The 13,126-nt window shown below is 60.6% G+C and carries 9 protein-coding genes; 1 reads left to right on the forward strand and 8 read right to left on the reverse strand.

Translation table 11 applies throughout. The annotated features are described in order from the left end of the window. Position 1 precedes the first annotated feature (1 nt). The 8 genes from J5276_RS17455 to J5276_RS17490 all read right to left on the reverse strand — a co-directional run bounded on the left by J5276_RS17455 (position 2) and on the right by J5276_RS17490 (position 10,628). A complete protein-coding gene (locus J5276_RS17455) occupies positions 2-1,540 on the reverse strand; it encodes a hydantoinase/oxoprolinase N-terminal domain-containing protein (RefSeq protein WP_065704205.1) in 1,539 nt (512 codons plus the stop codon). After that, the gene (locus tag J5276_RS17460; protein WP_065704207.1) at positions 1,537-2,613 is read right to left on the reverse strand and encodes a DUF917 domain-containing protein; all 1,077 of its coding nucleotides are present in this window, start codon (positions 2,611-2,613) and stop codon (positions 1,537-1,539) included. Before J5276_RS17460 ends, J5276_RS17455 begins: the two co-directional genes overlap by 4 nt. 115 nt (positions 2,614-2,728) lie before the next feature. Then, positions 2,729-4,324, reverse strand: coding sequence for an ABC transporter substrate-binding protein (locus J5276_RS17465; protein ID WP_065704209.1), 1,596 nt, complete (start codon positions 4,322-4,324; stop codon positions 2,729-2,731). A gap of 43 nt (positions 4,325-4,367) precedes the next feature. Further along, positions 4,368-5,501, reverse strand: coding sequence for a DUF917 domain-containing protein (locus J5276_RS17470; RefSeq protein ID WP_013761623.1), 1,134 nt, complete (start codon positions 5,499-5,501; stop codon positions 4,368-4,370). Further along, positions 5,494-7,050: a hydantoinase/oxoprolinase N-terminal domain-containing protein gene (locus J5276_RS17475; protein ID WP_025595602.1), complete on the reverse strand. Its 1,557-nt coding sequence runs from the start codon at positions 7,048-7,050 to the stop codon at positions 5,494-5,496. The genes J5276_RS17470 and J5276_RS17475 overlap by 8 nt, the downstream gene beginning before the upstream one ends. A 17-nt stretch (positions 7,051-7,067) precedes the next feature. Then, entirely contained in the window at positions 7,068-8,714 is a 1,647-nt protein-coding gene (locus J5276_RS17480) for an ABC transporter ATP-binding protein (RefSeq protein WP_065704211.1), read from the reverse strand. 4 nt (positions 8,715-8,718) lie between these two features. Beyond that, complete coding sequence (locus J5276_RS17485; RefSeq protein ID WP_025595598.1) at positions 8,719-9,600, reverse strand: ABC transporter permease; 882 nt, start codon at positions 9,598-9,600, stop codon at positions 8,719-8,721. Further along, a complete protein-coding gene (locus J5276_RS17490; RefSeq protein ID WP_003511023.1) occupies positions 9,600-10,628 on the reverse strand; it encodes an ABC transporter permease in 1,029 nt (342 codons plus the stop codon). Before J5276_RS17490 ends, J5276_RS17485 begins: the two co-directional genes overlap by 1 nt. A gap of 136 nt (positions 10,629-10,764) precedes the next feature. Here J5276_RS17490 and J5276_RS17495 point away from each other — a divergent pair, with 136 nt between their 5' ends. Next, on the forward strand, positions 10,765-13,116 hold the full coding sequence (locus J5276_RS17495; protein WP_065704212.1) for a LuxR C-terminal-related transcriptional regulator: 2,352 nt from the start codon (positions 10,765-10,767) through the stop codon (positions 13,114-13,116). Positions 13,117-13,126 lie beyond the last annotated feature (10 nt).

The raw sequence follows: 13,126 nt of genomic DNA on the forward strand, positions 1-13,126 counted from the left end.
ATCAATGAAAGGCGATATCGCCGATAACACGCACGCGGACCCTGCGAGCGCCGCCAGGCAGATAGGCGATGGGAATATCCTCCACCTCAAGCGTCTTGAGGCTCGCGCGCTCCGCTCCCGAAGCGACCGCTGCGTTCTGCGCTTCGGTCTCGGCTTTCGCAAGGGCTTCGTCGCGGCTCAACCCGGAAAAGACCTGATCTACCTCACCGGACACCTGCGCCATCGCTGCGCCGAGCGCATTGGCAACGCCTGCATTTTCCACACGAAGCACCTCGGATGCGCCCGGCACCTGCTCCGGTATCAGGAATGCGCCGCCGCCGACCGCAACCAGCGGCACGTCTTCGGCTGATGTCTTCATCTGGTCGAAACTGTCGGCCACCATGTCGCGGATACGGCCGAGCGTCGCCTGCACGAATGCCGGATCGAGGCCCTTCACACGATCCCTGTCACCCATCTCGATCAGGCCTGCCGCAACGGCGATATCCGATGCCGTCAGTGTCTCGCCACCGAAAACGCGGGCTTCGGTCAGGATGCGATACCCAACCGAGCGCGGGCCGATCTTGCCTGTCTGCGGGTCGACAATGGTGCCGCCGCCCAGTGCTACAGGTAGAAGATCGGGCATGCGGAACAGGGTGCGGACCCCGCCAATATGGACAATATTATTTGCCTCACGCGGAAAACCACCGACAAGGCAACCAATATCGGAGGTGGTGCCGCCGACATCCACCACCATGGCATCGGAAAGCCCTGTGAGAAAAGCCGCACCACGCATCGAATTGGTCGGGCCGGAAGCGAAGCTGTGCACGGGGTTTGCGGCAGCCACATCCGCAAGCGCCACGGTGCCGTCATTCTGTGTAAGATAAAACGGCGCCTTTACACCTGCTTCGCGCAGCGCATCCGAAAATGCCTGTACCGTGGTCCTGCCAAGCGTCTGCAAGGCGGCATTCAGAAGTGCGACGTTTTCGCGCTCCAGAAGCCCGATACGGCCCAGCGTATGGGAAAGCGTGATGCGTGCGTCGGGGATCACCGAACGGACAATCTCTGCCGCCCTCACCTCGCACTCCGTGGTCAGCGGCGAAAAGGTTGCCGAAATGGCGATCGAGGTAATGCCTGCATCGCGGATTTTCATCGCCGCTTCACGGACTTCATCCGGGATCATCGGCACCAGCGGACTGCCATCGTATTCATGGCCACCATGAACCATGAAGATCAGCGGATCGACGGCCTCGTAGAGATCCTTCGGCCAGTCGCACATGGGCGGCAGTGAAGAACCGGTCGGCAGCGCGATGCGGATGGCCGCAACTCGCTCCAGCCGGGCGCGCTCCACGACAGCATTGGTGAAATGGGTGGTGCCGATCATAACCGCATCGATCGGGCGATCTGCCGCGCCGACATGGCCAGACACGTGAGCGAGGGCCGCCTTCACGCCGGACAGGACATCCTGCGTGGTCGGAACCTTGATCGAGGCAACGATGGCGTCTCCATCGATCAGAACGGCATCCGTATTGGTGCCGCCAACGTCAATACCGATGCGTTTCATGGGAATACCGATCTGAAATCAATGTCATAACCGAAGGCACGCGGGCCAACGGCAGCAATGCCGGCAGGCGTCGTCAAGAGTTCCGGTGCCGGCAGGGCGATAACCGTGACACGCTGGCCATAGCGCACCGATTCCGTGCCGATGGCGCTGCCCGAAACAGTGTCGAGAAGGCAGATCAGGTCCGGCGTCATGGCGACCGGCTGGCCGTCGCGGAAGGCGACCGCCCACTCGTTCTGGAAGGCAAGTTCCATGCGTGAGCCGCGATCGGCGTCGATGCCTTCAATGGTCGTACTGCCGCGCAGAAAGCCACCGGTGGTCTCGCGGGCGACATCCACCACCTTGCCGCGGAACAGCTGTTTGCCACCCTCATGGTTGAGAACCGCCTGAACCGGGTCATCATGGCGTGCACGCGCCTCCATCACCGCGCGCCCGAGTTCGGTCGCCTTTGTGACGGTGTAATGAATGCCCCATTCCTTCACTTCCTTGCCGGTGCGCGGCGCCTTGCAGGTGGCGGCGGTGGAACCAACTTCGGTGCAGACCTTGCGCGAGATGCGCTCCATCCATTTCCACGATGCAGCGCGTGTCACGATCACCTCATTGTCTCGTACATCGACCAGCGATAATGGAGACATCGGCAGATTGCCGATGGCGAATGAGGTCATCTGCGCTTCGGGATAAGCACGTCCCATGGCATCGGCATTCACGACGGGACGGTCGAGCATGGCGGCGGCGAGGAAGGACGATAACGCATTCGAACCGCCGATTTCCACGCTCATGATCGCCCGGAAAGGCTTGCCGAGATAATCCTCCATGACCTCGACCGCGCGGGCAAGATGAACGGGGTCTCCCAGCCGTTCCTGACCAACAAGCGGTGCACCCATCTTGGAGACGACCGCAACCATGTCGTCATCAGCAAGCGCCATGGGGTCCATGACCTTCACCCGTCTGCCTTCGGCATAAAGACGGCGCAGATTGAGCGTCGAGATATAGGGATTGCCTCCACCGCCCGTTCCCAGAATCCAGGCGCCGGTGGCAAGAGGTTCGATATCGTCTTCGGAAAATTCCTGGATCATGCGTCATCCTCGGGCATGCCGCAGCCTTTCCGGCGCAAGCGATGCTCCTTCCCTTTATCGTTCCAAGTCTCATCGGCCCCGCCCTGCGGCGGGACCGCTTTTCATGGGACGGAGATCACTCCGCCTTGCAGTCCCAATGGAAGTTGGAGAAGTTCAGGTCCCAGCTCTGCATGGGAATGAACTCGTAACCCTGAAGGCACTTGTTCGCCGCATAACGGCGGTTCGGCGCAACCGCCCAGACATCCGGTTGAAGATCGGCGATCTTGGTCTGCAGTTCCTTGTAGGTTGCGTTCTGTTCGCTGGTATCGGTCGTGGCACGGACCTTGTCGATCAGCCCGTCGATTTCCGCGTTCTGCAGCCATTCCATCGACATCCATGTGCCTGATGCCTTGGAGTGATACTGGTTGTAGAACATCGCATCCGGAGACGGATAGGTCGGCGAGATATTCACCTGCGTCGACGCAGGCGTCGTTTCAGGCTTGGAGGAAAGCTCGACGATACGGTTCCACGGCTCTGGCTTGATATCGAGCGTAATACCGATTTGCTCGAGGCTGGATTGCAAAAGCAGCGCCACTTCCGCCTCGAAGGCCAGCGAAGCGACATAGCTGTTGACCAGCGTGATTTTCTGGCCGGCATATTTCGACTTCGCCAGTTCTTCCTTCGCCTTTTCCAGATCGTAGACGCCGGGCTGAATATCGCCGTTATGCGCGTCCTTGAAAGCGTCGGATAGCGGCCCCTGCATGTCGAAACCGGGATAGATCACTTCCTGGATCGTCTTGTAATCCGTCGCATAGGCAATGGCGCGACGAACGTGAACGTCGTCGGTCGGGTAAACCTTGGTGTTGAGCTTGATGACGAAACCGCCGGCGGTGCGGGTCTGGATGAGCTTGTAATCCTTCATCCGGCCAATGGATTCATAGGTGTCGTTGCCAAGGCCGTGCGAGGAAAGGCCAAGTTCGCCCTTTTCAGCCAGCGCCTTGACGGTAGCGTCGTCGCTCGTCTGGGCGAAGCGTACTTCGTCGATCGGCTTGCCCTTGGTCCAACCAAGGAAATAGTCCGCATTGCGGGCAATGACCATATCGGCAGAACGGTTGTAGCTGACGAGCTTGTATGGGCCGGAACCGGCGGAATGTTCGCCCACATAAGCCTCGCCCCACTTGTCTTCGGGCTTGGCATTGGCTTCGATCAACGTCTTGTTCAACGCCATCATCAGCGGCGTGGAGGCCATGAAGGGCGAAAACTGACGCTCGATCTTCATGACGAGCGTCGCATCATCAGGCGCGCTGACGTTTTCGGGCTTCAGTACGCCGACGATGAGGTTCGACGGCCCCTTGTTGATGCCGAGCAGGCGCTGCACCGACCAGACGAGATCGGCAGCCTTCACCGCCGTGCCATCCTGGAACTTCGCATCGTCGCGCAGATGGAAGGTATAGGTCAGGCCGTCTGCAGAAATATCCCAGGACTTTGCCAGATGCGGCACGATTTCGCCCTTGGCGTTCACCGTGGTCAGGCCGTCATACATGTTCACGATGGCCATGTAGCCGGTATAGTCAGTCACTTTCGCCGGGTCGAGCGAGCTGAATATCTGCATGGTGTTGACCGCGACCGAAACCTTGTCATCCGCAAAAGCAGCGGAAGAAACAAGCGGCAACGCGATTGCCGTGCCGAGCGCAAGCACGGCAAGGCGGGAAGGAAGTCCTGGCATTTTCATTGTCGTTCTCCTCTTTATTGCGGGTCATTTGCCCCGCTTATGGTTAGGCAGCCTTGCCGACCGGGACGGGCAGCGGTGAGAAAGGAATGTCCGGGTAACCGAAAGCCGCCGGTCCAACGACTTCGAGCGCGCGGGCGCTGCGCAGCAGATCGTGGCAGGGGATCGCGACCACGGCCACGCGCTGGCCGTAACGCAGGACTTCGGTGGTGATCGGGTAACCGGTATCGACATCGAGCAAGACGATCAGATCAGGGACGGTCACTTCCACCTTGCCGTCACGGCGGAACAGCAGGAATTCGTTCTGGATCGCCACGCTCGCCGTCTGGCCCGAGCAATCGTCGAAGCCGGAAAGCTCGACATCGCCCACGGCGAAACCGCCGCGCAGATGGCGTTTCAGATCGGTGATCTTGCCGTTGAAGATGCGCCGTCCACCTTCAAGCGCGCAGACTGCCGCAATCGGGTCTTCCTGCTGCTTGCGGGCACGGATCACCGCCTCGCCGAGCGCGATCGCCTTGGTGTAGGTTTTCGGAATACCATACTGGTGCACGTAGTGCGCCTGCATCGGCGCGGTCGCTAGCATTGCGCCGCCGCCCTGAGAAACGACGCAGGCGCGGGCCATGCGCTCGTGCCAGACTTCGGAAACGGCGTGGCTGAAGATCACGGCATTGCCGTGCAGGTCGCACATCACCGATGGCGTCGAACTGTGGCCGTAGATGGAGAAGGTCGTCATCTGCATCTCTGGGAAAGCCCGGCCCATGCCGTCGCAATCGAGGATCGGCAGCCCACCAAGCGCCGCCGTCACCAGCGGGTTCATGGAGTTCGAGCCGCCGATTTCCTCGCAGACGATGGCGTCTACCGGCGTGCGGATCAGCTCTTCCATAGCGCGCAGGCAACGCAGACCCTCACGACCCTCGCGAATGCGCTCCACACCGACAACGGGGGCGCCAATGCCGCCGATGGACATGCAAAGCGCGTCCGGCTCGATGGCGTCTGTCGCAAGGATCTTCATCTCGTAACCGGCCTTCATGGCCTCGAGTGCAAGCAGCTTACCCAGATAGGGATTGCCGCCGCCGCCGGTGCCGAGAATGCCCGCACCGATTTCCAGCGCGTCGAGATCTTCCCTCGTCAGCGTACGCAATGCCGCTTCGTCATATTTCAGCTTGCGCGTCTCAGCCATGGTTGGCTCCCATTTCTCCAACGACTTTCACATGAATGCGGGTGGCATTGCCGGGCAGATAGGCAAGCGGCATATCCTCGCGCTCGATGACTTCCAGCGTTTCGGCCAGTGCGCCAGCCGCAATCGCCTTTTCGCGTGCCTCGGCCTCCGCCTCCGCAAGCGCGCTTTCACGCGTGCGCCCCTCGATCAGCGAGAAGACGCGGTCCGTCTCGCCGCTGATCTGCGCGATCGCTGCACCCACGGCATTCGCCACCGCGAAATTCTCGGGGCGGATGACGTCCAGATCGCCGATACGGTCAGGCATGAGAATGGAGCCGCCGCCAACGGCGATCACCGGCACCGGTGATGACGAGATGCGGCTGCGCTCCACACAGGACTCGAGCATGTCGTTGATCTTTTTGACTGCGGCATCCACCAGCCGCTTGTCCAGAGTGGAAACCAGAGCCTTCTCGCCCACGTCTGCCTTGCCGGAGGCGACAGCGATATCGGTTGCAGTCAGGGTCGTACCGCCGAAGCAGAGCGCCTCACGGCGGACGCGGTAACCAACTGATTTCGGGCCAACGGTGAGGCCATGTTCGCCATTGACCACCAGCGAGCCGCCACCGAGACCGATCGAGAACACATCCGGCATGCGGAAATTGGTGCGCACGCCACCAATATCCACCGTCGTGGACGCCTGGCGCGGAAAGCCGTGCGACAGCGAGCCGACATCGGAGGTGGTGCCGCCGACATCCACGACCACGGCATCCTTGAGGCCGGTGAGGAAAGCAGCGCCGCGCATGGAATTCGTCGGGCCGGAGGCGAAGGTGAGCACAGGGAAGCCGCGCACCACATCCGCTGCCATCAGCGTGCCGTCGTTCTGGGTGATGTAGAACGGGCAGGTTATGCCCGCTGCCTTCAGCGCCTCGCCGAAAGCGGCAACGGTGCGGTCCGCAAGCGAAAGAAGGCTGGCATTCATGATCGCAGCACTTTCGCGGGCGAGCAGACCATGCCGTCCGATATCCTTGGACATAACCACCGGCAGGCCGGGGCAGCGCTCCTGCAGGATATCCTTCGCCCGCACTTCCATCGCATCATTGATGCCGCTGAAGACGCAGGTGACGGCCGCGGCCTTCAGGCCCTTTGCGCGGATATCGGCGGCGATGCGGACAATCTCGTCCTCATCGAGGGCTGAGATTTCGCGACCGTCGAATTCATATCCGCCGCGGACCTGATAACCGTGGTTACCAACGATTTCCCGGAGGTCATCCGGCCAGTCGACCATCGGCGGCAGGCCGGCGCCGGACGGCAGGCCGATCCGGATGGCGGCGACCTCGTCCATATGCCGCCGCTCGATCACCGCATTGGTGAAATGCGTGGTGCCGATCATCACGGCACCGATGTGTGCCCTGTCGATGCCCGACGCCTCGATCACCTTTTCAAGGGCTTCGATGACACCGGACGTCACATCTTCGGTGGTGGAGGCTTTCACCCCCGCCAGAACAGTCTTTTCCTGTAACACAACGGCATCGGTATTTGTGCCGCCGACGTCAATTCCAACGCGATACACGTCAGGCTCCTCTTTTATCAATCGGTCGTTTTTACGAGGAAGCGCATACGCTCTTCCTCTGTCACGGTGGGTTTCAGGCGCTCTTCCTTGTCGGTAACGACGGGGATCGCCGCGATAAGGGCGCGGGTGTAGGGATGCTTCGGCTCGGCGAAAACCGCAGACGTCACCCCTTCCTCGACGATCTCGCCACGCAGCATGATGGCGATGCGCGAACAGAAATTGCGCATCAGCGAGAGGTCGTGCGAGATCATCAGATAGGTCAGGCCAAGCTCTTCCCGCAGCTGCAGCAGAAGGTCGATAACGGTCTTCTGCACGGAGACATCAAGCGCCGCCGTCGGCTCGTCGAGGATGAGGATCTTCGGTTCAGCCGCGAGTGCACGGGCAATGGCGACACGCTGCTTCTGTCCGCCGGAAAGTTCATGCGGATATTTACCGAGATAGGATTGCGGCAATCGCACCAGCCCCATCAGTTCCTGCATCCGGCGTTCGCGCGCCTCACCGTCCATACCGATGGATTTCAACGGTAGGGTAAGCGTCTGCCTGACCGTGCGCTTCGGATTAAGGGAAGTGCCCGGATTTTGATAGACGATCTGCGTCAGCCGCTTGCCACGGCCGGGAGACGGGGCGTCGATGACAAGATTGCCGGAGGTCGGGCGAGAAAGTCCCATGATCATCCGGGCGACCGAGGTTTTTCCAGAACCGGACTCGCCCGCAAGACCGAAAATTTCGCCGTCCTTCAGCGTCAGGTTCACATCGCGCACGGCGTGGTAACCGTTGCGTCTGCCGTAAATCTTGTTCAGGCCCTCGATGGTAACGATCGGCGAGCGTGTGCTCTGCGCCAGATCGGCGACACGCGGACCGTAGAGCGGCGGCACCGCATCCAGCAGCGAACGCGTGTAGTCCGCCACGGGAGCGTGCAGGATTTGCGTGCAGGGACCGGTCTCGACGATGTCGCCATGGTGCATAACCACGACCCGATCCGCCACCTTACGTACGACACCGAGATTATGGGTTATCATCAGCAGCGCCATATTTTCTTCGGCAACCAGCTGGTTGATGAGATTGAGAATTTCGTCCTGCGTGGTGACGTCGAGCGCCGTGCCGGGCTCATCCGCGATGAGGAGCTTCGGCTGATGCAGCAGCGCAAGCCCGATCAACACGCGCTGGCGCATGCCGCCCGAAAGCTCGGACGGATAGGCATTCATGACCCGCTCGGTATCGCCAAGCTGTACGCGGCGCAGAACCGCTGCGATACGGGTGCGGCGCTCTGTCTTGGACGAGTTGATGCCGTTGCGCTTGTCGGCAAAGCGCATGACATCATCGAGATGCGTGCCGATCTTGAAGACCGGATTGAAGGAAGACAGCGGGTCCTGCATGATCAGCGAAAACGCCGTTCCCTTCAGCGCCTCGCGTTCCCTTCGCGGCATGGCGAGCACATCCCGCCCGTCGATGACAATGGCGCCGGAGGCAATAGTGGCATTCTTCGGCAAAGTGCCGATGATAGCCTTGGCGGTGACCGATTTACCCGATCCGGTTTCGCCGATCAGCGCCACCCGCTCGCCGGCTGAGACTGTGAAGGCGACATCGCGCAGCACCTGGCGCGTGCGGCCGTAATTGGTGAAGCTGACGTTGAGGTTTTCGACTTTGAGAAGCGGTTCAGTCATGGCTTTAGCTTTCCACGTCGAACATGTCACGCAGGCCGTCGCCCAGCAGATTGAAACCCAGCGTCACGTAAAGCACGGCCGCGCCGGGGCAGAGGACCTCCCACCAGAAATCCGGCATGAACTGGCGCCCATCGGCAACCATCGAGCCGAGATCGGGAGTTGGCGGCTTGACGCCGAAACCGAGGAAACTCAGCGTCGCACCAAAGAGGATGACGAATGCCGCATCCAGCGTCGTCTTGACTGATATGACCGAGACGCAATTGGGCAGAATTTCGCGAAAGAGAATGTGCAGCGGACCCGCACCTGCAAGACGTGCCGCTTCGATGTAGTCCTCGGATGCGATGGATTTCGACACCGAATAGATCAGCCGCGCATGCCAGGTCCACCATAGAAGCGTGATCGCGATCATGGCGTTCATCAAGGTGGGTTCCAGCAGGTTGGAGACCGCCAGCGCCATGACGAGGGGCGGCATGGCCAGCATCACATTCGTCAGGCCACTGATGATTTTCTCGGTCCAGCCGCCGAAATAACCGGCGACCAGGCCAAGCACGGTGCCGACCGGGACCGAGATGCCGAGCACGCCGATGACGAGAAGAAGTGAGACCCTGAGCCCGAAGACAGTACGGGAAAAGATGTCGCGTCCGGCCTTGTCGGTTCCGAACCAGTGCTCCAGATCCGGCGGCATGTGGCGGGCACGGAAATCGACAACCGCGCCGATATGTTTGGGATAGGGTGTAAGCCAGGGCGCAAAGATCGCCAGAACCAGCACCGACAACAGGATCAGCGAACCGATGACCGCTGCCGGATTGCGGCTGAAGCGGTACCACATCATGTAACCGGCGCTTAAGCCCCGATCGGTGGGTTCGACCATTTTCATATCAGCCATCAGCGAGCCTCCTTGCGGCGCAGGCGCGGGTCGATGATCGAGATCAGGACATCAACGATCAGGTTCGCAACGATGAAGAACAGGCCGGCCACCAGCACCACGGCAGTCACGGCATTGAGGTCTTTCTGAAGGATGGCGTTCAGCCCGTAGGATGCGAATCCGCCCCAGGCGAAGACCATTTCGATCACGAAGGCATTGCCGATCAGCGAGGCGAATTCGAGCCCCATGATCGTCAGCGGCGCGATGGAGGAAAGCTTCAGCAGATAACGGAAGATGATGACCCGCTCCGGCACGCCGAAGCTTTGCAGGGTGAGCACGTGATCCTTGCGCTGGTTCTCGATCATCGAGGAACGCGTGATGCGGGTGATCTGGCCGATACCGGCCATGGAGAGCGCGAAGGCCGGCAGCGCAAGGTGCTTCAGCGCATCCAGCACCACATCGAACCGTCCGGCAAGCGTACCGTCGATCAGTATGAAGCCCGTCGGGCCACCCTGCCAGCCAAGTGAATGATCGATCCTACCGATGATCGGCCACCCGGAGAGAAAGCGAGCGGCCAGCAGTTGCAGCGTGATGGCAAACAGAAAGCTCGGGATCGTCACGCCGGTGAGCGAGAGGATACGGCCGATATGGTCGAGCGGACGGTCGCGGTAATGCGCCGTGATGACGCCGAGCGGGATGGCGACGGCAAACATGAAGATGACTGAGACCAGAACCAGTTCGACGGTCGCAGGAACGGTCTGGGCCAGATCGGTGGTGACGGGGCGCTGGGAAACCAGCGAGAAGCCCAGGTCACCGTGCAGGGCGTTGCCGATATAGTCGAGGTATTGGGCGGCGAGCGGCTTATCGAGACCCATCTCGCCGCGCAGCGCATCAACTTGTTCCTGTGTTGCCGCAGGGCCGAGCGCCATGCGGGCGGGATCACCCGGCACCACACGGGCTAGAGCAAAAATCATGATGGACAGGGCGATCATGACCAGTACGAAAGCGCCGAGCCTGTTCAAAATCGCGACCAGCGGATGTTGCTGCATCGGTGGACCGTTCCTTGTGCATCAGTTTCCTGAGCACAAGTTTTCACCACATGTCCTTTTGAACAATCGCAGAAAGGTATAGTTTTTTGATAAATGAGTATAGGTTTTTGAATTCAGATCTCCTATCCCTGTCTGAATGACGCTTCTGCCGCGCACCACACTCTGCCGCCGTATCGCCAGCGAAACCGCAGGCGTGATCTTTCTGCGCGCGCCGGCGGGCGCCGGGAAAAGCGTTCTTATGGACTTGCTGGCACAAGAGCTGGGGACCGAGGTATGCCGGACGCACCAGCCCAGAAGTGATGAGGCGGCGAAAGGCTGGCTGCTATGGGATGTGCCGGTCTTCGCACGCGCGGTCCGCATGCCCGCCCCTATTCTGGAAACCGTGCGTTTCGTGGTCATCGCCTGCCGTCCGGATCAACGTATCAGCGGGCTGGCGCGGCAAATATTGCATCGTGGTTCGCTGACGATCGGAGCAAATGAACTGGCCTTTGGCCAAGATGAGACAGCGGGCCTTCCAACAGAACAGAAGCGTCTGGCGCTCCATGATTATGCGGGGTGGCCGGCCTTTCTGTCTCTCGCTCGCCTCGCCGACGAAAAACTGTGCGTCGACTATCTGCGGGAAAATTATCTGCCGCATCTGTCACCGGCCCAGACGGTCGCGCTTTCGCTCTGGCTGGAAAATCCCTCGGCAGAACCCGACGCTGAATGGGCAGAACTTCTGCCTCCCTTCCTGATCGCAAACCCGGAAAAACACGACACACTGATAAGGCTTCTGACCGTGGCAGCGGGAGAACGTCTCGCCACATTACAGGCTGGCAGGGCAGTGGTAGAGGTCGCTTCCGCATTCGAGAAGGAAGGGCGGGCGCTTGCGGCAATGGCCATGTTGCTTGACCGCGGTTATGAGACCCACGCCGCGCAAATCCTAGAACGCGCCCATGGGCGCGAACTGATCTATCGAAGCAGCGTCGACAGGTTTCGCGAGATCATCATGCGGTTTTCGCAGGACATGATCGCGGCGAATGAAACAGTCCTCTTCGCCGTCACCCGAGCATTGCTGAAACAGGGCGAATTGCAACGCGTGCGCCATCTGCTTGGCAAGAGCCTCGGTTCGGATTATCTCGATCCACTCAAGGTGCTTGCCCGCGGTTCGCGTTTTTCCTTTGCCGCCCGCACCTTCCGGCTGAACCTGATGATTGCCGAGGACCTGACCCCCAATGACGCTGTGATAACGCGCCTCGGGGAATTCATGGCCGATTACCCCATGGACGATCACGGCAAATGGGCGGCCTATTACAATGCGCTGCTGGAATTCGAAATCCGCCGCCGTAATTTTCGCGAGGCCGAGGCCGCTGCCGCCCGCGCGCTTATCTATCTGCGCAAGATGGGCGGGCAGCCGCTGCTCGAATTCTTCATCCATCTGCACCAGATCGTCCTGCGACTGATGAGCGGTGATGTGCTCTTGGCCCGTCGCGCGGCACAGGATGCGCGCACGAGGTTGGAACAGGTGCCACACGACGCCGCGCAGGAGTTCCGAATGCTGCGGCTGGCGGAAGCCTGCCTTGCCTATGAGGCGGGAAAACCGCGCGACCTGTTGCACTTCGTCGAGCATGAATTCGACCACTTCGCCGCCGCCGAGATATGGCCGAGCCTGATGCAGTTTGCCCTGCATTATGCCTCGCAGGTGCTGATCGATCATTTTCCGATGACCGTTCGTCCGGGCTTTCTCGACGGCCTGTGGATTCACCTTTCGGAAGGGCTGCAATTCCATGCGATGATGGAGATCAGAACGGCAATCGCCTACCAGAACGCCAACCGCTGGGCGGATGCGGCAGCGACGCTATCGGCAATTCGCATGCCGATGGGTCGCAACTGGGTGGAGAGCGCGAATGAGGACCTTGCCCGGCTCACACGGCGCGACGAAATCGCCTATGTGATGGCCTGGCTCCGCGACGCGGTACATCTTTTCACGCCGCGCGCCTATCTCGCCCGGCAGATGGATGCAATGATCGCCAACCCCAAGGTCACCAACCGCGAAAAGGTCGCGCTCAGAATATGGCAGAGCTATGCCGCACACCAGCGTCGTGACAGTGCCGGCGCCCGCGCCCATATCCTCAACGCACTTGAATCGGCGACGCGCCTTGGCTGCAACGGCGTCCTGTCGGAGGAGCGCATATTCCTGTCGCCGCTTCTGAACAATCGCCGTATCCGCGGTTTCATCGAAACCTCTTCCGATGTCCGGAACGCGCTGTCGATTTTCGCCGCCTCGGTCAACTCGCCGCAGGCACGCGCCCTGCATGGCGGGCTTTCACAGCGGGAAGCACAGATGCTGCAATTGCTGGCCAGCGGCATGTCGAACAAGAAGATCGCGCAGACCCTCAACATCTCGGAAGTGACGGTAAAATTCCATCTCGGAAACCTGTTCCGCAAGCTGGATTGCAAACGCCGCGCGGAAGCGATCCGCGCAGCGAAAGCGCTGGGCTGGCTTTGATCTCAAGTCG

Origin of the sequence: Agrobacterium sp. S7/73, assembly GCF_019355535.1 — a bacterium.
Lineage (GTDB): Bacteria > Pseudomonadota > Alphaproteobacteria > Rhizobiales > Rhizobiaceae > Agrobacterium > Agrobacterium tumefaciens.

Coding starts and splice junctions, on each gene's coding strand:
- J5276_RS17455 (WP_065704205.1), bottom strand. CDS start 1,540: ATGAAACGCATCGGTATTGACGTTGGCGGCACCAATACGGATGCCGTT.
- J5276_RS17460 (WP_065704207.1), bottom strand. CDS start 2,613: ATGATCCAGGAATTTTCCGAAGACGATATCGAACCTCTTGCCACCGGC.
- J5276_RS17465 (WP_065704209.1), bottom strand. CDS start 4,324: ATGAAAATGCCAGGACTTCCTTCCCGCCTTGCCGTGCTTGCGCTCGGC.
- J5276_RS17470 (WP_013761623.1), bottom strand. CDS start 5,501: ATGGCTGAGACGCGCAAGCTGAAATATGACGAAGCGGCATTGCGTACG.
- J5276_RS17480 (WP_065704211.1), bottom strand. CDS start 8,714: ATGACTGAACCGCTTCTCAAAGTCGAAAACCTCAACGTCAGCTTCACC.
- J5276_RS17485 (WP_025595598.1), bottom strand. CDS start 9,600: ATGGCTGATATGAAAATGGTCGAACCCACCGATCGGGGCTTAAGCGCC.
- J5276_RS17490 (WP_003511023.1), bottom strand. CDS start 10,628: ATGCAGCAACATCCGCTGGTCGCGATTTTGAACAGGCTCGGCGCTTTC.
- J5276_RS17495 (WP_065704212.1), top strand. CDS start 10,765: ATGACGCTTCTGCCGCGCACCACACTCTGCCGCCGTATCGCCAGCGAA.